We start from the raw sequence: 19,088 nt of genomic DNA on the forward strand, positions 1-19,088 counted from the left end.
CCCGACGTCGTCGACGACGTCGGGGCCACCGCCGTGCGCCCCGGGGGGTTCGTGCAGACCCTCGGTCTGCGCTCCTACGTCTCGCTGCCGCTGATGAGCGCCGAGGGCCTGGTCGGCACGGCCGTCTGCGGCGACGTCACCCGCAGCCGCACCTGGACCCCGGCCGACCGCGTCCTGGCCCGGCGCCTCGCCCTGCAGGGTGCCGTGGTCGTCGACAACGCGCGCCTGCGGGAGCTGGAGCAGGCCCACCTGCGCCAGCTGGAGCACCGCGCGTTCCACGACCAGCTCACCGGCCTGCCCAACCGGGCCGCCCTGCTGGGCGCGCTCGGCGACGCCCTCGACCCCGTCACGGGGGACGGCGGGGTGGCGCTGCTGCTCATCGACCTCGACGGCTTCAAGCGCGTCAACGACACCCTCGGCCACCACAGCGGCGACGTCCTGCTCCAGCAGGTCGCCGTCAGGCTGCGGGAGCTCCTGCCGGCGGGGGCGACGGGGGCGCGCCTGGGCGGCGACGAGCTCGCCGTCGCCCTGGCCGGCCCCGCCGCCGACCTCGCCGCCGACCTCGCCCGCGCCGTCCACGCGCGGCTGGGGGAGCCGTACGTGATCGAGGGCCGCACCGTGCGCACCGGCGCCAGCGTCGGCATCGCCCGCGCGCCCCGGGACGCCACCGACACCACCGGCCTGCTGCGCGCCGCCGACGAGGCGATGTACCGCGCCAAGCGCGCCGGCGACGGGCCGCGCACCGCCCGCTGACCGGCGGCGCCCCGCGCCGCGCTCAGGCGGGACGCGGGGCGTCGCGGAACGGGCCGCGCAGCGCGGCCCACTGCAGGAGCAGGACCGTCTTGGCGTCGGCGATGCCGCCGCTGCCCGCCATCTCGAGCGCTGCGGTGAAGGGCAGTTCCACGACCTCGATGTCCTCGCCCTCGTCCGCGACGCCGCCGCCGGGGCCGGTGCGGTCGGCCGGGGTGTAGGGGGCCGCGTAGCAGTGCAGGCGCTCGGTGACCGAGCCCGGGCTGGTCCAGAGGGCGAAGACGTGCTCGAGCTCGCCGACCTGGACCCCCAGCTCCTCGGCGGCCTCCCGGCGGACGGCGCCGGCCGGGTCGTCCCCGTCGAGCAGGCCCGCCGCCGTCTCCAGGAGCATCCCGTCCGGGTGGCCGTTGACGTACGCGGGGAAGCGGAACTGCCGGGTCAGCAGGACGGTGCCCCTGGCGGTGTCGTGCAGCAGCACCGTGGCCCCGTCGCCCCGGTCGTACGTCTCGCGCTGCTGCCGGGTCCACCGGCCGTCGCGCTGCCGGTGGTCGAACGTGGTGCGGCGCAGGACGTGCCAGGCGGAGGCGATCAGTTCCACGTCGCGCACGACGACGTCCGGGTTGCCGGTCAGGTCCCGGCCGGTCAGGTGCAGTCCGGTGCGGCCCCGCGCGTCGGGCACGTCGGCGCCCGGCCGGCCGGAGGGGGAGTGGGGTGGCATGCGGGGAACGTTACGCTGAAACGCGCAGGATCGTGCGGGAATGCGGAGGAGTGCGCATGCTGGTGGGTGAGCGCCGGGAACTGCTCGTGGCCCGGCTGGCGCGCGACGGCAAGCTCGTCGCCAAGGACGTGGCCGCCGACCTGGGCGTCACCGAGGACAGCGTCCGCCGCGACCTGCGCGAGCTCGCCGCCGCGGGCCTGTGCCAGCGCGTCTACGGCGGCGCGCTGCCGGCGAGCCCGGCCGTGGCGGACCACGCCCGGCGCGCGGGGATCGCCACGGAGAGCAAGCGCCGCGTCGCCGCCGCCGCCGCCCGGCTGGTCCGGCCCGGCAGCACCGTGCTCCTGGACGGCGGCACCACCGCCCTGGCCGTCACCCGCGCCCTGCCCGCCGACCTGCGCGCCACCGTCGTGACCCACAGCCCCACCGTCGCCGCCGCGCTCCTCGAGCACCCCGGCGTCGACGTCTACGTGCTCGGCGGCCGGCTGTTCAAGCACTCCGCCGTGACCTGCGGGGCGGCCACCGTCGAAGCGGCCTCCACCGTCACGGCCGACCTGTTCCTGCTGGGCGTCACCGGTGTGCACCACCGCGCCGGGCTGACGACCGGCGACCCCGACGAGGCGGCCGTGAAGCGGGCGCTGGCCGCCCGCGCCGCCGAGACCCACGTCCTGGCCAGCAGCGAGAAGGTCGGCGCCGCCTCACCCTTCGCGGTGCTGCCCCTCGCCGCCGTCAGCGGCGTCGTCACCGACGCGCCGCACGACCACCCCGTCCTGCAGCACCTCCGGGCGGCAGGGGTCCCCGTCGTCGACGCCCCCTGACCGGGGGACCGGCCGGCGCTCCGGTGTGCGTGGCGACCGCAGGGGGAGGATCGTGATCGGCCATGAGCGAGGTCCTCCAGCAACGAAGCTCCGACCACGGTTTCCTCGGCCAGCCGCGCGCCCTCGCCAACCTCTTCGGCGTGGAGATGTGGGAGCGCTTCTCCTTCTACGGGATGCAGGGCATCCTGCTGATCTACCTGTACTACTCCGCCGCCGAGGGCGGTCTCGGCCTCGACCAGACCACCGCCACGAGCATCGTCGGCGCCTACGGCGGGACGGTCTACCTCTCCACCATCGCCGCCGCGTGGCTCGCCGACCGCCTCGCCGGCCCCGAGCGCGTCCTGTTCGTCAGCGGCGTCGTCGTCCTCGCCGGTCACGTCGCGCTGGCCCTCCTGCCCGGCCTCCTCGGTGTCGGCGTGGGCCTGGTGCTCATCGCCTTCGGCAGCGGCGGCGTCAAGGCCACCGCCACCACCATCGTCGGCACCCTCTACGCCGAGGGCGACGAGCGGCGCGACGCCGGGTTCTCCCTCTTCTACCTGGGCATCAACCTCGGCGCCCTCGTCGGCCCGCTGCTGACCGGCCTGCTGCGCGACAACGCTGGTTTCCACTACGGCTTCGGCCTCGCCGCGGTCGGCATGGCCGCCGGCCTCGTGCAGTACTCCCTCGGCCGCCGCCGCCTGCCCGAGCAGGCCCGCCGGGTCCCCGACCCGCTGCCCGCCGACCGCCGCAGGCGCGTCGCGCTGCTGACCGCCGCTGCGCTCGCCGTGGTCGTGCTGCTGTGCCTGGTCGGCGTGGTGACCGCCGACCGCCTCGACACGATCGTCGTCGGGCTCGTCGTCGTGGCGTCGGTGTTCTACTTCGCGATGGTGCTCGGCAGCCGGCGCGTCGACACCACCGAGCGGCGCCGCGTGCTGGCGTTCATCCCCCTGTTCCTGGCCAGCGTCATGTTCTGGGCACTGTTCCAGCAGCAGTTCACCGTGGTCACCGTCTACTCCGACCAGCGCCTGGACCGCACCATCGCCGGCTGGGAGATGCCCGTGGCGTGGGTGCAGTCCATCAACCCGGTCTTCATCATCGCCCTGGCGCCCGTGTTCGCCGCCGTCTGGACGAAGCTCGGCAACCGCCAGCCGTCCACCCCGGTGAAGTTCGCCGTCGGCACCGCCCTCATGGGGGTGGCGTTCCTGCTGTTCATCCCGATGGCCGGCGGTGGCCCGGGCAGCGCCCCGCTGCTGGGACTCGTCGGCATCCTGCTCGTCTTCACCCTGGCGGAGCTGTTCCTGTCCCCGGTCGGGCTGTCCGTCACCACGAAGCTCGCACCCGGGGTGTACCGCACGCAGCTCGTCGCGCTGTTCTACCTGTCCATCGCGCTGGGCACCGCCCTGGCCGGGACGCTGGCCGCGTACTACTCGCCGGAGACCGAGCGCACCTACTTCGGGTTCCTCGGCGGCACCGCCATCGCGATCGGTGCGGTGCTGCTGCTCGTCAGCCCCCTGGTGCGGCGGCTGATGAGCGGGGTGCGCTGACCGCACGGCCGGGCACCCCGCCCGACACCGGGGTCAGACCTCCAGCACCAGGCGGTGCGGCACGAAGCCCTCGGCGCACCCGACGCGGGACTGGAAACCGCGGTAGCCGGCCTGGTTGCGCACGACGTCCAGGTCCACCATCCGCGAGTCGGCGACCTGGCTGCGGTGGCACCCCAGCGCGGCGGTCTTCTTGTCCAGCGCCGAGGTGATGTCCACGAACAGGTGCGGGCGGAAGCCGAAGCTGCTGGGCGACTCGTAGGTGAGGACCTGCCGGCAGTGCCGGGCCGCGCCGAGCGTGGCCAGGGCGACGGCCCGGTGGTCCTGGTGGGTGTCGTCCGCGCCGTGCGTGTAGACGACGTCGGCGGCCACGCTGCGGATGGCCGACTCGATGAGGTGCACCAGTTCCAGTTCGTGGTTGGACACCTCGCCGTCGCGCAGACCGCCCCACAGCAGGTCCGCGCCGAGGGTGGCGGCGGCGTCCTCCTGCTCGGCGATCCGGCCCAGCACGTCGCCGGGACCGGACTGGCCGTGGGTGACGACGAGCATGGTGACGCGGTCGCCGGAAGCGGCGTGGCGGGCGAGGGTGCCGCCGCAGCCGAGTTCGATGTCGTCGGGGTGGGAGCCGACGGCCAGGACGCTGCGCGGGGTGGTGGACACGGTTGGTGCTCCTCGAGGGTGTGGTTCGGTTCGGTTCGGTTCGGTGTGGTCAGGTGCCGGAGGTGAGCACGAGGGCGTACTCGGGCCACCAGGTGCCGGCGGCCGGGGCGCCGTCGCGGCAGTCGCCGTCGGACGTCCCGGGTTCCTTCACCCACAGGTAGGCGTCGGCCAGGTCGCTGCCGGTCGCCGTGGTGGGGGTGACCCCGATGCGCGCCGTGGGCGGGTTGCACCAGGCCTCGGGGTCGTCCTCCCGGGACGTCGCCCCGGCACCGTTGCGGCTGGTGTCGACGACGAAGTGCGCCCCGTCCAGGTACGCGGACAGCTCCTCGCCGTAGGCCAGGGAGTCCTCGGTGGTCTGGAAGTTCGACACGTTCAGGGCGAACCCGTCGGCGTCGTCGATGCCGGACGCCCACAGGGCGTCGGACAGGGCGTCCAGGTCGCTCACCCAGTCGGAGTTCCCGGCGTCCAGGTACACGGTCGTGGACGGCAGCGCCGCGAACGTCCCGACCGCCGAGGCGAGCGCGGCGTAGCGGTCCGCCGCGTCGACGTCGGTCGCGGAGCCGGAGACCACGTGGGCGACGGCGTCCGGCTCCACGATCACCACCGCGGGCCGGTCGCCGATGCCGGCGGCGACCTCGGCGACCCACGCCGCGTAGGCGTCGGCGTCGGCGGCCCCGCCGGAGGAGTAGTGGTCGGCGTCGCGGCCGGGGACGTTGTAGGCGACGATCACCGGGACCCGCCCGGCGGCCTGCGCCGCCGTCGTCAGCTCCTGCGCGCTGGCCGCCGGATCGGTCTGCTGGCCGGAGAACCAGGTCGCCACCGGGGCCTCGGCCACCACGGACAGCTGCTCGGCGCCGGCGGCGTCCCCCGCCGCCGCCCACTGGGCCACCTGCACCGCCGCGGGGGAGTCCGGCAGGACGTAGAACTCCGTCCCGGCCAGCGGGTTCACGGTGGCGGTGGCGGTGGCGGTGCTCGCGTGCGAGGAGCTGCCGGACGTGCCGGAGCAGGCCGCCAGCGCCCCCACGGCCATCGCCAGGAGCACCTGCCGCCTCAAGAGGCGTGCAGCCACGTGGTCACCCCGTACGCGTCCACGGCCAGGAGCACCGCTCCGGTGGCGCCGATCAGCAGGGCGTTGCGCAGCTTCAGGAACGTGGTGCGGTTCACCGCGTCACCTCCACGCGCTCCGCGGCGCGGGTGTCCGGCAGGACGACGACCCGGTGCGCTGCCGCCGGGGACTGCCGCGCCGGCACGGCGCGCTGCTGGGTGGGCAGAGCCACGCGGGTGCCGGGACGCGCGGCGCTGCGGCGGCGCGACCAGGTGCTGACCCTCCACATCACGATCGGCGCGAAGCACACCGCCACGTCCAGCAGCGTCCACAGCCGCAGGGCCGGGTAGTCGTGGTGCAGGGGGAAGGAGGCGATGAGGCAGCCCACCAGCAGCAGGCCCCACGCGATGTGCTGGCGGAACACCACCCAGCGGTCGCCCAGGGACTCCGAGCCCTTCGGGGTCACCTCGAACGGGACGGTGCGGTTGCGGATCGCGTCGACGAGCGCCACGACGTACATCGGGGCGCAGAAGATCGACACCAGCATCCCCAGGGCGCCGGTGCTGGCCTCCTCCTCGTGCGGGCTGACGTTGTAGCGGCGGTTCCAGAAGTACAGGCCGGCCTGCATGACGGCGGCGTTGGCGTACAGCACCAGCCAGGTGCTCGCCGCGACCTGCACGCCGCTGGCCCCGGTGACCAGGTAGGCGCAGAGGCTGAGGACGCCCAGGACCCAGGTGATCGCCGCGCTGGGGTAGTACGACATGAGCAGGAAGTAGTGCAGCGCGCGCTTCCAGCCGAGCCCCAGGGCGAACTTCCAGTACGTGCGGACCATCACCTCGTCGGTGCCGCGCGCCCAGCGGTTCTGCTGGGTGAAGTAGTCCGACCAGTTCGCCGGGCCCTCGCCGGCCGACAGCACGTCGGGGGTGTAGACGGACTTCCAGCGCCGGCCGGTGCGCCGGTTGCGGCTGGTGTGCCACACCAGGGAGGTCGCGGCGTCCTCGGTGATGGAGTCGGCGAGGCCGCCGATCTCGCGCAGCGCCGACAGGCGCACCGCGTTGTTGGTGCCGACGAACATCGGCACGCCCCACCGGTTCGCGGAGCGCTGCAGCACCCCGTGGAACAGGTACTGCTGGGACTCGCTGGCCTTGGTGACGAAGTTGTCGTAGTTCTGCCCGTAGACCTGCGGGCCGACGACGAACGCCACGTCCGGGTCGCGGAAGTAGCCCAGGAGGCGCTCGGCGAAGTCCGGTCGCGGGACGTGGTCGGTGTCGACCGAGAGCCAGAACTCGTAGTCGTGCCCGTGCGCGTCGAACCAGGCGTTGTAGTTGCCGTGCTTGGTCTTGCGGCGGTGCCGGCCGGTCTCCTGGTTCCACTCGGGGACGCCGTGGCGGGAGAAGTGCTTCACGCCGATGCGCTCGCACATGGCCCGGACCTCGGGGTCGTTCCCCTCGTCGAGCAGCCAGACGTCCATCGGGCCGTCGTAGCGGATGCGCTGGGCGGCGAGCAGCGTCTCCTCGGCCATCTCGACGGGTTCCTTGCCCGGCACGATGGTGGTGAGGAACGCGACGCGGCGGCCGGGTTCGGGGTGGACCGGGACGGGGTCGGTGAGGGCTGCGGTGGTGCGGACCAGCATGACCACGTTGACGAGGCGCATCAGTTCGACCAGGCCCACGGAGACCACCAGGGCCATCCCCAGCCAGTACAGCCAGGAACCGGTGTCGGTCGGCCAGTGCGACGGCAGGAGCATCCACGCGAAGAAGGTCACCTGGAACACCAGGGCCAGCGTGAGCAGCACCGCGGCGGGCAGGCGTCGCCCGTCGCGCCGCAGGATGCGCTGGTACTGGACCGTGTAGGGGCCGGGGGGTGGTTCGCGCAGCGGGCCGGCGAGTCGCGCGTGTGAGGCGTAGTCGTACTCGACGGCGGCGCCCTGGTTCTTCGGCAAGGGTTCCGTCCAGAGGGTCGTGCGGCCCCCGGTCGGGGGCCGTCGCTGGAACCACGAAACACGGCGCTCACAAGGGAACCCTGTGAGACGGCGGTGGTTTCCCTCGCCATCGACCTGGAGTAATTTGCCTGGAACCGAGGGTGATCGGCCGTAGCTCGGACGGGTGACGGCCGGCCCGCCTCCGGGCCGCTCGCGGCGAGGCGACGTCCTCGCCGGGAACGGTGACCCGTCCGCCCCGTCAGGAGTCCCCCCGTGCCCCAGCCCCGCAGGACCGCAGCGTTCCCCCTCCCGGTCGCCGTCGCCGCGACCCTCGCCGCAGCCGCCGTCACCGGCGGCCTCACCGCCGTCGCCGCTCCTGCCGCCGGCGCGGCGTCCCCCTGGACGCTGTCCTCCGGCTCCGTCGGCCGTGTCGACGGCGCCGGGGCGCACGTGTGGAGCAACGGCACCGCCACCACCAGCGCCACCAGCACCGCCTCGACCGGTGCGGGCGTCACCGGGCGGCTCGTGCTGCGCGCCGCCGCCGACCTGTGCGGGTCCGCCGCGCCGCGGGTCGAGGTCAGCGTCGACGGCGCCGTCCTCGGGCGCCTGGACGTCACCGGTGCCCTCACCGCCGGGTACCGCGACTACGCGCTGGACCTCGGCCCCGGCGTCCCCGCCGGCGCCCACCGCGTCGTCGTGCGCTACCTCAACGACCACCGCGGGGGCGGCTGCGACCGCAACGTCCACCTGCAGCGGGCCACCACCACCACCGCAGCGGCACCCACAGCCACCTCCTCGCCCGCACCCACGCCCAGCGCCACGGAACCGGCGTCGACTGCGACCGTGACCTCGAACCCCGCCTCCGTGACGACCGCCTCGCCCTGGACCGCGCCGAACCCCTTCGCCACCGCGGCCCCGTACGCCGACCCCGGCTACACCTCCGCCGCCGAGGCCGACGCCCGCCGCGCCACCGACCCCGCCGGCGCGGCCGCCCTGGACCGCATCACCCGCGGCGGGGTCTCCCTGTGGGTGGGGGACTGGAACAGCACCGCCACCGTCGCCGCCACCGTGCGCGCCTACGCCCAGCGCGCCCAGGCCGCCGGGCGCACCGGCGTCGTGACCACCTACGCCATCCCCGGCCGCGACTGCGGCAACCACTCCGCCGGCGGCCTGACCGCCTCGACGTACCCCGAGTGGAGCGCGCAGGTCGCCGCCGGCCTGCGGGGCACCCGCACCGCCGTCGTCGTCGAGCCGGACGCCGTCGCCCAGGCCGGCCTGTGCACCGACGAGGCCGAGCGCCTGGCGCTGCTGCGCACCGCCGTGCAGCAGCTGCGCGACGCCGGCGTCACCGCCGTCTACCTCGACGCCGGCAACTCCGCCTGGACCGGCTCCCAGGTGCCCCTGGTGGCGCGGCGGCTGCGCGCCGCGGGCGTCGAGCAGGCCCGCGGGTTCGCCACCAACGTCAGCAACTTCCTGACCACCGCCCAGGAGCGGGCCTACGCCGAGGCGCTGTCCGCGGAGCTGGGCGGGGCCCGCTACGTCGTCGACACCAGCCGCAACGGCGCCGGCAGCAACGGGGAGTGGTGCAACCCCGCCGGGCGCGAGCTCGGCGCCGCCCCCGGTGCGGTCGCCGACGGCAGCCGGCAGGACGCGAACCTGTGGGTCAAGCGGGTCGGGGAGTCCGACGGGCCCTGCGGCGGTGGGCCGGCCGCCGGCGTCTTCTGGACCGAGCACGCCATCGCCCTCGCCCGCTGACCCCCGCCCCGCGGTGGTCGTGCACGCGCGGGAGCCCGACCGTGCGGGACCACCGGGAGGGGGAGGGGTCAGGCGGCGGGGACCGGCTCGGGGTGGCGGGCGGTGCGCGTCGGCGCCCGGTGCGCGGCGACCACCGCGGACAGCAGCACCACCCCCACCGCCGCCGCCAGGCTGCGGTACGTGAAGAACGCGTGGATCTGCGAGTGGTTGCTCAGCGCGCAGTACCAGGCGGGCACCACCAGCGCCGGCGCCGCCGCCACCAGTGTGGCCAGCAGGCCCGCCCCGCCCCGGCGACGGGCGGTCAGCACCGCGCACACCACCACCGCGAGCGCCGTCAGCGCGAGCAGCGGGAGCGCCGTGGGGGTGTGCTCCAGCCACCACGTCCAGTTGGCCACCACGCCGGCGCCGAACTCCTGCGAGACGTCCCCGCCGTCCAGCCGGAACCGGCTCACCTCGCCGATGCTGGTGAGGGTGCCCGGGCCGTGCACCGCCGCCGCGATCGCCCAGCGCGACACCCACGTGAACGCGAACGCCACCGGCCACGCGACCCCCGCGGCCAGGGTGGTGCGCACCGGCGCCGCGAGCGTGCCGCGCCGGCGCAGCGCGACCGCCCCGGCCACGCCCGCGCTCGCCGCCCAGCTCATCGGCGGCACCGTCAGCAGGTCCACGTAGCAGAACAGCGCGCCCGCGCCCGCCGCACCCAGCGCGGCCCCGCGCCAGCCGCCGCGCGCGGCCACCGCGGTCAGCGCCACCCCGGCCGCCACCGCGGCCAGCGCGATGCCGTGGCTGAACGCCGCCGACGGCATCGCCAGCGCGTTCGTGGCCGCCGCCACCGGGAGCAGCAGCGCGAACGCCGCAGCCCGCCCCGCGCTGCGCGCCAGCGCCCAGAACGCCGCCAGCGCCGCCAGGGCGAACACCCCCGTCACCACCAGCCGCAGCCCCGGCACGTCCGTCAGCGCCAGCACCGGTCGCGTCAGCACCGAGTACCCGTTCCAGTAGCGGAAGTACGTCGCCGGCGGGACCACCGACTCCCCGGCGGCCAGCGCCTCGATCTCGGCCACGCCGTCCTCGCAGGACGACAGCCGGGGCCCGCCGGTGGCGCGGAACCACGTGCTGCGCGCGTCGTCGGCGGAACTGACCCCGTACCCCAGCACGACGCACTCGGTGAACCGGTCGGCCAGCCCGCCCACGCCGTCGGGGCCGTAGGGGGCGCCGTAGTCACCGGATCCGACGGCCTGCGCCAGGTGCCGCACGATCGGCTCGTTCGGCACCGCCTGCGCCGCCACCAGCAGCCCCAGGAACACCGCCTGCACGACCACCAGGCCCACGAGCGCCTTCGCGGCGAACCGCAGGACCGCCCTCACCGGCGCGGCCCGGCCGGCTGGCGGCCGGTGCGCACGTCCAGCTCCTGTGGAGCCGGGTGGCTCAGGTACGCCAGGCGGGACGCCTCGTCGGAGGCGCGGTGCACCGCGTCGAGGATCACGCCCACCGCGGCGACCAGCACCGCGATCATCATGAGGGCGGAGGCCAGGATCGCCGTGGGGAACTTCGGCACCAGACCCGTCCGCACGAACTCCCACACCACCGGCAGGCCCAGCGCCAGCGACACCGCGGCGACGAGGCCGCCCAGCACCGAGTGCACCAGCAGGGGCCGCTCCAGGTGCGCCAGGCGCGCGATCCAGCCCAGGATCGCCAGGCCGTCGCGGTAGGTGCGCAGCTTGCTGGCCGAACCCTCGGGGCGGTCGCGGAAACCCACCGGCACCTCCCGCTGCGGCACGCGCAGGTTCACCGCGTGCACCGTCAGCTCGGTCTCCACCTCGAAGCCCCGGGAGATCGCCGGGAACGACTTCACGAACCGCCGGGACATCACCCGGTACCCGCTGAGCATGTCCGTGACGGGGGTGCCGAACACCCGCGAGACCACCGAGTTCAGGGCGCGGTTGCCCGCGGCGTGCCCGCGGCGGTACGCGGTGAGGCTGTCGGGGCGGCGGGAGCCGACGACGTGGTCCAGGCCCTCGGCGACCAGCAGGCGCACGAGGTCGCCCGCGGCCGAGGCGTCGTAGGTGTCGTCGCCGTCGATGAGGACGTACGTGTCGGCCTCGACGTCGGCGAAGGCGCGGCGGATCACGTTGCCCTTGCCGGGACGCGGTTCGAAGCGCACCACCGCGCCGTGCCGGGCGGCGACCTCGGCGGTGCGGTCGCTGCTGCCGTTGTCGTACACGTACACGACGGCGTGCGGCAGCGCCGCCCGCAGGCCGTCCACGACCGCCCCGACCGCCGCCTCCTCGTCCAGGCACGGCACGACCACGGCGACCCGGCCGCCCGGTCCGGTGCCCGCCACCTCCCGCTCGACCCCCATGCCGCCGAGCGTAGGGCGTGCTCCGCGCCGCACCGTGCACCTCGCGTCACCCCGCGCCACCGTGCGCCACCGCGCGGGCGCGGCCCCCGGCGGTCCGCGCCTAGGCTGCCCCCGTGACGCGGGTGGGGGGGCCGGGGGCCGGAGGTGACGCGGCGACGCTCGGGGACCCGGTGGCCCTCGTCGGCGGGACGTCCCCGGCCGACCTGTCCGTCGTCGCCGGCGGTGCTTCCGCCGCCGTGCTGCTGGTCGACCTCGCGACCCGCACCGTCGTGCACGCCAACCCCGTCGCCGAGCAGCTCGCTCCCGGTGTGGAGCTGCCCGTCGGGCTGGACCGCTGGTCCGACGTGGCCGACCTGCGCGACGTCGACGGCGCCGCGTTGTCCGGCACCGGCCACCCGCTGTCCCGGGTGGCCCGCTCGCTGCCCGTGGCGGGGCAGGCCGTCTCGGCCGCCCGCGTCAGCGAGCTCGGCCGCCGGCGCGAGCCCCTGTGGGTCGTGGCGCTGCCGATGCTCGGCGCTCCCGCCCTGGCCGACCACGCCCTCGTGGCGTTCCTGCCGCTGAGCCGCCGCGAGGCCGCCCGCGACGCCGCCGACGCGGCCCAGGCCCAGGCGCAGGTCCGCGACCGGGCGGTGCTGGCGACCGGGATGTCCTTCACCGTGGCCGACGCCCGCTCCGGGGACGCGCCGCTGGTGTGGGTCAACCCGGCGTTCACCGCGATGACCGGCTACTCCCTGCAGGAGGCGGTCGGCCGGAACTGCCGGTTCCTGCAGGGCCCGGGCACCGACCGGGCCGCCGTGGCCGCCGTGGGCCGCGCGCTCGCGGCGGGGGAGGAGCTCACCGTCACCCTGCTGAACCACCGCAAGGACGGCACCGCCTTCTGGAACCAGCTGACGCTCAGCCCCGTCCACGGGCCCGACGGCGAGCTCACCCACTACGTCGGCATCCAGACCGACGTCACCGCCCGCGTCGCCGCCGACGACGAGCGCGACCGGGCGCTGGCCGCCGAGCGCACCGCCCGCGCGCAGGCCGAGGCCGCCCGCCGCGACGCCGAGGAGTCCCGGGGGCGCCTGGAGCTGCTCGCCGAGGCCACCAGCCGGCTGGCCGTCACCCTGGACGTCGCCGAGTGCCGTCAGCGGCTGCTGGACGTCGCCGTCCCCGTCCTGGCGGACTGGGCGCTGGTGATCGCCACCGACGAGCACGGTTCGGTCGCCGACGTCACGGCCCGCCACCGCGACCCCGCCCGCGCCGGCGACCTGCACCGCTACGTCGAGCACTGGGCGACGGCCCTCGCGCCCGGCCCCGTGCGGGCCACCCTGCTCGGCGGGGAGCACGCCCGGCGCATCAGCGACTACGACGCCGAGGAGCGCCGCCGCGAGCGCGAGACGTGGGTGAACGACGCCGCGGTCCTGGAGCTCAGCGACGCCCTGGGTGCGGCGTCGGTGCTGCTGGTGACGCTGCCCGGCCGCCAGGGCAGCGAGGACGTGCTGGCCCTCGTGCGCGGACCGGGCCGCTCCCGGCACACCGAGGACGACCTGCACGTGGCCGTCGACCTGGGGCGCCGCGCCGGGCTCATCATCGACAACGCCCGCCTGTACGGCGAGCAGCACCGCATCGCCGCCACCCTGCAGAACAGCCTCCTGCCGCACCTGCCGGCGATCCCGGGGGTGCGGGCGGCCGCCCGCTACCGGGCCAGCGAGTCCGGTGCGCGCGTCGGCGGCGACTTCTACGAGCTCATCGACCTGCCCGGCGAGGCCGTGGGCCTGGCCGTGGGGGACGTCGTCGGCCACGACGTCATGGCCGCCGCGGCGATGGGCCACCTGCGCGGCCTGCTGCGCGCCAGCGCCTGGGACACCACCGGCCCCTCCCCGGAGACGGTGCTGGACCGCGTGGACCGCCTGCTCGACGGCCTGGGCATGACGACCATGGCGACGCTGGCGTACGCCCGCGCCACGCCCGCCGAGGACGGGACGTGGCTGCTGGAGCACGCCACCGCGGGCCACCCGCCGCTGATGGTGCGCTCCCCGGACGGCCGGGTCGACGCCCTCGACGACGTGCACGGCCTGATGCTGGGCGTGCAGCCGACCGCGCGCGCCGGCGCCCGGCGCCGGCTGGTGCCGGGCTCCACCGTCCTGGCCTACACGGACGGGCTCGTCGAGCGCCGCGGCGAGGAGCTGACCACGGGCCTGGCGCGCCTGGCGCGCACCTTCGCCGAGGCGCCGCAGGACGTCGAGGGCCTGTGCGAGCACCTGCTGGCCCGGCTGGGGGACACCGACGACGACGTCGCGTTCGTGGCGCTGCAGCTGGGCCCGCGGTGAGCCCGCGGCGGGGCCGCGGGGGAACGAGCGGCCCCGCCGCAGCGTTGGCACCAGCAGGAGCGGTGGAACCGCAGCGCTCCTCGCCGTGCCTCCGCCCTCGGTGACGGGCACACTGGACGTGAACGCCAGCAGGCGCGGCGACGGACGCTGTCCCGCCCGCTCGAGAGGATGTCGATGACCGCTTACACCCCCGCCACCCCCGCCACGACGCCGGCCCCCCAGGGCCCGGCGGCTCCAGGGGCCCGACCCGCGGCCCGGCGCAGCGCGACGCCGTACGGCAAGCTGACCGCCCTGGTGCAGGAAGCGGGGTTGATGCGCCGAAGGCGCGGGACGTACTGGACGCGCATCGCGGCCACCACCGTCGCCTTCGGCGCCGTGGCCGCCGGCACCGTCCTGCTGCGCGACTCCTGGCTGGTCCTGCTGCCCGCTGCGGCTCTCGCGGTGGTCATCACCCAGTTCGCCTTCCTCGGCCACGACGCGGCGCACCGGCAGATCTTCGCCACGCACCGCCACAACGAGACGGCCTCGCACGTCTTCGCCGCCTTCGTCGCGGGCCTGAGCTACGGCTGGTGGATGGGCAAGCACACCCGCCACCACCAGGCGCCCAACCAGCGCGGCGTCGACGGCGACATCGAGTCGGGTGTCATCTCCTTCCACGAGGAGGCCGCCGCCAGCCGGCGCGGGCTGCTGCGCTGGTTCACCCGCCACCAGGGCGTGTTCTTCGTGCCGCTGCTGGCCTTCGAGGGTTTCGTGCTGCACATCGAGAGCACCCGCTCGCTGCTGACCGGCAAGCGCACCAAGCGCCGCTGGGTGGACGCCTCGCTGATCGCGACGCACTGGGCGATCTACGCGTCCTCGGCCGTGCTGCTGATGGGGCCGTGGAAGGCGCTGGCGTTCTTCGGCGTGCACATGGCCGTGTTCGGCTTCTGCATGGGCGGGGCGTTCGCCCCCAACCACGTGGGCATGCCGATCATCCCGCGCGAGAAGAAGGTGGACTACATCCGCCGCCAGGTCCTGACCTCCCGCAACATCTCCGGCGGCTGGTTCGTCGACCTCATCATGGGTGGGCTGAACTTCCAGGTGGAGCACCACCTCTTCCCGAGCATGCCGCGCCCCAACCTGCGCCGGGCGCAGCCGTTCGTGCGCGACTTCTGCGCCGAGCACGGCATCCCCTACACCGAGACGACGTTCATCGGTTCCTACCGGGCGATCATCAGCTACCTGAACGAGATGGGCCTCGCGGCGCGCAACAACTTCACCTGCCCGGCGGTGCAGCAGCTGCGCAGCTGAGCGGTGGCACGCTTCTTCGGGCCGTGCTACGGTCGTCGAAGTCGCTGTTCTCGATGTGCTGACAACACCCCGGGGATCGATACCGAGGGTCGCATGCTTTCCACCTGGTCAGCCCCTCTGCGACGAGCTCCGCACCGGAGCGCAACACCCGAGGAGGCCTCATGGCTCAGGGAACTGTGAAGTGGTTCAACGGCGAGAAGGGCTACGGCTTCATCGCCCCCGAGGACGGTTCCGCTGACGTGTTCGTGCACTTCAGCGAGATCAACGGCAGCGGTTTCCGCAGCCTCGAGGAGAACGACCGCGTGGAGTACACCGTGACGCAGGGCGCCAAGGGCCCCCAGGCGAGCGGCGTGACCCGCCTCTGATCCACTGCTCCACCCGCGGCCCCCGATCCCTCCCAGGGATCGGGGGCCGCGGTGCGTCCGGGCCCCGCGCGCGGCGTTGCGCCGACCGGATGACGTACCGCCCCGCGCGGCCCGCGGACCTGCAGCGCACGCCGCCCCCTGCCGAGGACCCGGGGGTGAGCAGCACCGCCGTCACGGCCACCGCGGCCCTCGTCGCGACGCGAGTGGCCGGCGGGCGCTCCCGGCGGCGCCGGCTGCGGGTGCGGACCCCGTGAGGGCCGCACCGCGCCGCGGGACGGGCGCCGTGCTCGCCGCCGCGTTCACCCTCGCCACCGCAGCCTCCGCGGTCCTGGCGCTGCTGCCCGGCGGTGCCGCGGCCGCCGGCGCAGTGCAGGCCGCCCTGTGGGTCGCCGTGGTCGCCGCGCTGGTGGCGCGCGCCGTGCGCGGCCCCGGCGGCCGCCGCGTCTGGGCGGCCTTCGCCGTCGGCACCGGCGTGCTCGTGCTGGCCCGGCTCAGGCTGTACACCGCCACCGGCAGCGCCGTCGTCGACCCTGCCGCCCTCGACCGGCACGGCCCCCTGGTGCTCGTCACCCTCGCCGGGTACGCCGCGTTCTACGCCGGGCAGGTCGCGCTGCTGCGCGACCACTTCCGGCGGCTGCGCGACCCCTGGCTGGACGGCGCCCTGGGCGTGGTGCTGCTGGCCGCGGTCTGCTCGGCCCTGTTCCTGGAACCGCTGCAGCGGGCGACCGGGACCGGGGCCGCCGCCAGCGCCGCCGCCGTGGGGCGCCCCTCGCTGGACGTGCTCGTCGCGGTCCTGGCCCTCACCGCGTGCGCCCTGGTGGGCCGCCGCGTGGACCGGCGCCTGGCGCTGGTGGCCGCCGCCCTCAGCGTCCTGACCCTCGCCGACGTCACCGACCTGGTGCGCCTGGCCGGTGCGGCGAGCCCCGCGGGCGCCACCCACCGGCTGTCCGTCGCGGTCGACGTGGCCCGGCTGGCGGCGGGAGCGCTGCTGGTGGCCGCGTCCCGGCAGCCGGCGCCGGTCGTGGCGCGACGGCGGTCCCTGCGCGGCTGGCCGGTGCTGATGGCGCCGCTCGCCGTCCTGCCCGGCAGCGTGGCGCTGCTGCTCGTGGACCAGCACCGCGAGCTGCCCACGGCCGCGGTGGTGCTGGCCTTCGCGGCCGTCGGCGGTGTCACCCTGAAGGTCGTCCTGGTGTTCGCCGAGCTGCTGCGCCTGCTCGACAGCCACCGCGAGGCCGTCACCGACGAGCTGACCGGCCTGGCCAACCGCCGGGGACTGCTCCAGCGGCTCGAGAGGACCACCGGCCAGGGCGCCGGGCTCCTGCTGGTGGACCTGGACCGCTTCAAGGACGTCAACGACACCTTCGGCCACCACCGAGGCGACGACCTGCTGCGCGCCGTGGCCGCGCGCCTGACCGCCCGGCTCCCGGACGGGGCGCTGCTGGCGCGCCTCGGTGGGGACGAGTTCGCGCTCCTGCTGCCCGGCGCGGGCGCCGGGCGGGCCCGCCGCACCGCCGACGCGTTCCTCACCGCTCTCACCGAGCCGTTCGAGCTGGGGGGCCTGACCGTGCACCTGGGCGCCAGCATCGGTGTCACCGCGTCCACCGGTGCCGCCGGCGGCGACGCGCTGCCCGGCGGGGACGTCGAACTGCTGCGGCAGGCGGACACGGCGATGTACGTGGCCAAGCGCACCGGTGGCGGCGTCGCCGTCTACGACGAGGCCGTGGACCGCGCCTCGCGCGAGCGGCTGGTCCTGCTGGAGGAGCTGCGCGCCGGCATCGCCGCCGGGCAGCTCGTGGCCCACTACCAACCGCAGCTGGAGGTGCGCACCGGCCGGGTCGTCGGCGTGGAGGCGCTGGTGCGCTGGCAGCACCCCCGGCGCGGGCTGCTGCTCCCGGCGGTCTTCCTCGACCTCGCCGAGGAGCGCGGCCTCACGGGCCCGCTGACCGAGGCGGTGCTGCGCCAGGCCGTCGCCGAGGCGGTGCGCTGGCACCGGGCGGGCCGGCCGCTGCGCATCGCGGTGAACCTGGCGACCGGCTCCCTGCTCGACCCCGGCCTGGCGGGCTTCGTGCAGCGCGTCGTCGCGGAGGCGGGGCTGGACCCGGCCGCGCTGCTCCTGGAGATCACCGAGACGACCCTCATGCGCGACCCCGAGCGCAGCCGCCGCACGGTCGCCGAGCTGCTGGCCGTCGGCGCCGGCGTCAGCATCGACGACTACGGCACCGGCTACTCCAGCCTGGCGTACCTGCGCGACCTGCCCGCCGCGGAGCTGAAGCTGGACCGCACGTTCACCGCGCGGGTCGCGCACGACGAGCGCTCTGCCGCCATCGTGGCCGGCACGGCAGACCTGGCGCACAGCCTGGGGATGCGGCTGCTCGCCGAGGGCGTCGAGGACGCCACGACCCTGCACCGGCTGAGGGAGCTCGGGGTGGACGAGACCCAGGGGTACCACCACGCCCGGCCCATGCCGGCCGCCGAGCTGCTGGCGTGGCTGGAGCGCCACGCGCCCCGCTCCCTGCCCTCGGTCGTCCTGCAGGGCTGAGCACCCGAGCGTGCAGGACCACCGCGAGGGGGAGGCGGGGGGTGGCGTCAGTCGACGCGGTGGACCTCCACCCGGCGCGCCACGGCCTCCACCGCGTCGGCGTGCCCGGTCCCGTACCCCCGCCGCGTCACGTTCACGGCACCCGCCGCGGCCGCCGTGCGGATCGCCGACAGCACGTCGGCGCCCTGCGCCAGCCGCGCCGCCACCGCCCCGCTCATCGAGTCGCCCGCCCCGCGGAACTGCACCGCCGTGAAGCTCGGCACCTCCAGCCGGTGCGCCCCCGACTCCGTGAGCACCAGGGGCGGTTGCGCGGCCCGCGTCACCAGCACCGTGCCCGCCCCCCGCTCCCGCAGCCGTCCTGCGCGCCGCAGCAGCTCCGCCTCGTCGTCGGCCCCGGCCTCACCGTCCTCGCCGGGCAGCTCGTCGTGAGCGATCTTGAGCAGGTCCACCCCGCCCCGCAGTGCGTGCTCCAGCGCGGCTCCCGACAGGTCCGCCACGACCTTCGTGCCCTGGCCCCGCGCGTCGGCGGCCAGCCGGCCGAACACGTCCGCGGGCAGCACCGCCTCGTGCTCGGGACCGGTGAGCACCAGCACCGCGCTGTCCAGCGCCGACGTGATGGCCGCCGTGTAGAGGTCGTCGATCTCGTGGCGGGTCAGGCGGGAGCTCGACGCGGCCACCCGCCCGCCCTTCTCCGCGTCCTGCTCGCCCTCGTAGCCGCGGTGGTCCAGCACCACGGTGGCGCTCGTTCCCGCGGTGCTCACCGCGCGCGGCTGCAGGCCCTCGTCGGTCAGCAGCGCCGCCAGCGCGGTCCCCGCCTCGCCGCCCAGCGGCAGGCACAGGCGCACCCGCGCCCCCAGGTGCGCAGCCATCCGGGCGACCCAGACCCCCTGCCCACCCGGGTGCAGGTGGATCTCCACCTCGCCCCCCGTCGTCGGTTCCACCGTGACGCGCAGCGTCGGGGAGGGGGCGAACACGGTCACGCTCCGACTCACACCCAGAACGTACGGTCGCAGGCCGTGCCGCGCCCACCGAGGGA

At 75.6% G+C, this 19,088-nt stretch carries 15 protein-coding genes; 8 read left to right on the forward strand and 7 right to left on the reverse strand.

Going from position 1 to position 19,088, the window contains the following annotated elements; all coding sequences use genetic code 11:
* Positions 1 to 753: GAF domain-containing protein (locus tag ACRYR8_RS06230; RefSeq protein WP_432483252.1), on the forward strand; the 753-nt coding region annotated here is incomplete at its 5' end.
* A 22-nt stretch (positions 754 to 775) separates the two neighbouring features.
* Here the strand turns inward: ACRYR8_RS06230 and ACRYR8_RS06235 are convergent.
* Positions 776 to 1,468 carry an NUDIX domain-containing protein gene (locus tag ACRYR8_RS06235; protein WP_432483253.1) on the reverse strand — a complete coding sequence of 231 codons (693 nt, stop codon included), beginning with the start codon at positions 1,466 to 1,468 and terminating at the stop codon, positions 776 to 778.
* 56 nt (positions 1,469 to 1,524) lie between these two features.
* Between ACRYR8_RS06235 and ACRYR8_RS06240 the strand changes: the two genes are divergently transcribed.
* On the forward strand, positions 1,525 to 2,283 hold the full coding sequence (locus ACRYR8_RS06240) for a DeoR/GlpR family DNA-binding transcription regulator (RefSeq protein ID WP_432483254.1): 759 nt from the start codon (positions 1,525 to 1,527) through the stop codon (positions 2,281 to 2,283).
* Between the two features lie 62 nt (positions 2,284 to 2,345).
* Positions 2,346 to 3,806 carry a peptide MFS transporter gene (locus tag ACRYR8_RS06245; protein ID WP_432483255.1) on the forward strand — a complete coding sequence of 487 codons (1,461 nt, stop codon included), beginning with the start codon at positions 2,346 to 2,348 and terminating at the stop codon, positions 3,804 to 3,806.
* A 33-nt stretch (positions 3,807 to 3,839) separates the two neighbouring features.
* Here ACRYR8_RS06245 and ACRYR8_RS06250 read toward each other — a convergent pair whose 3' ends face one another.
* The 3 genes from ACRYR8_RS06250 to ACRYR8_RS06260 all read right to left on the reverse strand — a co-directional run bounded on the left by ACRYR8_RS06250 (position 3,840) and on the right by ACRYR8_RS06260 (position 7,450).
* Complete coding sequence (locus ACRYR8_RS06250; protein WP_432483256.1) at positions 3,840 to 4,463, reverse strand: PIG-L deacetylase family protein; 624 nt, start codon at positions 4,461 to 4,463, stop codon at positions 3,840 to 3,842.
* A gap of 49 nt (positions 4,464 to 4,512) precedes the next feature.
* Positions 4,513 to 5,532 carry a glycoside hydrolase family 6 protein gene (locus tag ACRYR8_RS06255; protein WP_432483258.1) on the reverse strand — a complete coding sequence of 340 codons (1,020 nt, stop codon included), beginning with the start codon at positions 5,530 to 5,532 and terminating at the stop codon, positions 4,513 to 4,515.
* 91 nt (positions 5,533 to 5,623) lie between these two features.
* Positions 5,624 to 7,450, reverse strand: coding sequence for a glycosyltransferase family 2 protein (locus ACRYR8_RS06260; RefSeq protein WP_432483259.1), 1,827 nt, complete (start codon positions 7,448 to 7,450; stop codon positions 5,624 to 5,626).
* A 252-nt stretch (positions 7,451 to 7,702) separates the two neighbouring features.
* Here ACRYR8_RS06260 and ACRYR8_RS06265 point away from each other — a divergent pair, with 252 nt between their 5' ends.
* Entirely contained in the window at positions 7,703 to 9,184 is a 1,482-nt protein-coding gene (locus ACRYR8_RS06265; protein ID WP_432483261.1) for a glycoside hydrolase family 6 protein, read from the forward strand.
* Between the two features lie 68 nt (positions 9,185 to 9,252).
* Here the strand turns inward: ACRYR8_RS06265 and ACRYR8_RS06270 are convergent, their stop codons facing one another.
* Both ACRYR8_RS06270 and ACRYR8_RS06275 read right to left on the reverse strand, forming a co-directional pair.
* A complete protein-coding gene (locus ACRYR8_RS06270) occupies positions 9,253 to 10,548 on the reverse strand; it encodes a hypothetical protein (protein ID WP_432483262.1) in 1,296 nt (431 codons plus the stop codon).
* Complete coding sequence (locus ACRYR8_RS06275; RefSeq protein WP_432483263.1) at positions 10,545 to 11,543, reverse strand: glycosyltransferase; 999 nt, start codon at positions 11,541 to 11,543, stop codon at positions 10,545 to 10,547. The genes ACRYR8_RS06270 and ACRYR8_RS06275 overlap by 4 nt, the downstream gene beginning before the upstream one ends.
* Before the next feature lie 113 nt (positions 11,544 to 11,656).
* Between ACRYR8_RS06275 and ACRYR8_RS06280 the strand changes: the two genes are divergently transcribed.
* The 4 genes from ACRYR8_RS06280 (at position 11,657) to ACRYR8_RS06295 (ending at position 18,052) form a co-directional block, all read left to right on the forward strand.
* Complete coding sequence (locus ACRYR8_RS06280) at positions 11,657 to 13,858, forward strand: SpoIIE family protein phosphatase (protein WP_432483264.1); 2,202 nt, start codon at positions 11,657 to 11,659, stop codon at positions 13,856 to 13,858.
* A 174-nt stretch (positions 13,859 to 14,032) separates the two neighbouring features.
* Positions 14,033 to 15,148, forward strand: coding sequence for a fatty acid desaturase family protein (locus ACRYR8_RS06285; RefSeq protein ID WP_432483265.1), 1,116 nt, complete (start codon positions 14,033 to 14,035; stop codon positions 15,146 to 15,148).
* Between the two features lie 161 nt (positions 15,149 to 15,309).
* Complete coding sequence (locus ACRYR8_RS06290) at positions 15,310 to 15,513, forward strand: cold-shock protein (RefSeq protein WP_432483267.1); 204 nt, start codon at positions 15,310 to 15,312, stop codon at positions 15,511 to 15,513.
* Between the two features lie 250 nt (positions 15,514 to 15,763).
* Complete coding sequence (locus ACRYR8_RS06295) at positions 15,764 to 18,052, forward strand: putative bifunctional diguanylate cyclase/phosphodiesterase (protein ID WP_432483269.1); 2,289 nt, start codon at positions 15,764 to 15,766, stop codon at positions 18,050 to 18,052.
* A 47-nt stretch (positions 18,053 to 18,099) separates the two neighbouring features.
* Here the strand turns inward: ACRYR8_RS06295 and ACRYR8_RS06300 are convergent, their stop codons facing one another.
* Positions 18,100 to 19,044 carry a PfkB family carbohydrate kinase gene (locus ACRYR8_RS06300; RefSeq protein ID WP_432483271.1) on the reverse strand — a complete coding sequence of 315 codons (945 nt, stop codon included), beginning with the start codon at positions 19,042 to 19,044 and terminating at the stop codon, positions 18,100 to 18,102.
* Between the last annotated feature and the right edge of the window lie 44 nt (positions 19,045 to 19,088).

Origin of the sequence: Kineococcus esterisolvens (genome assembly GCF_050871405.1) — a bacterium.
Lineage (GTDB): Bacteria > Actinomycetota > Actinomycetes > Actinomycetales > Kineococcaceae > Kineococcus.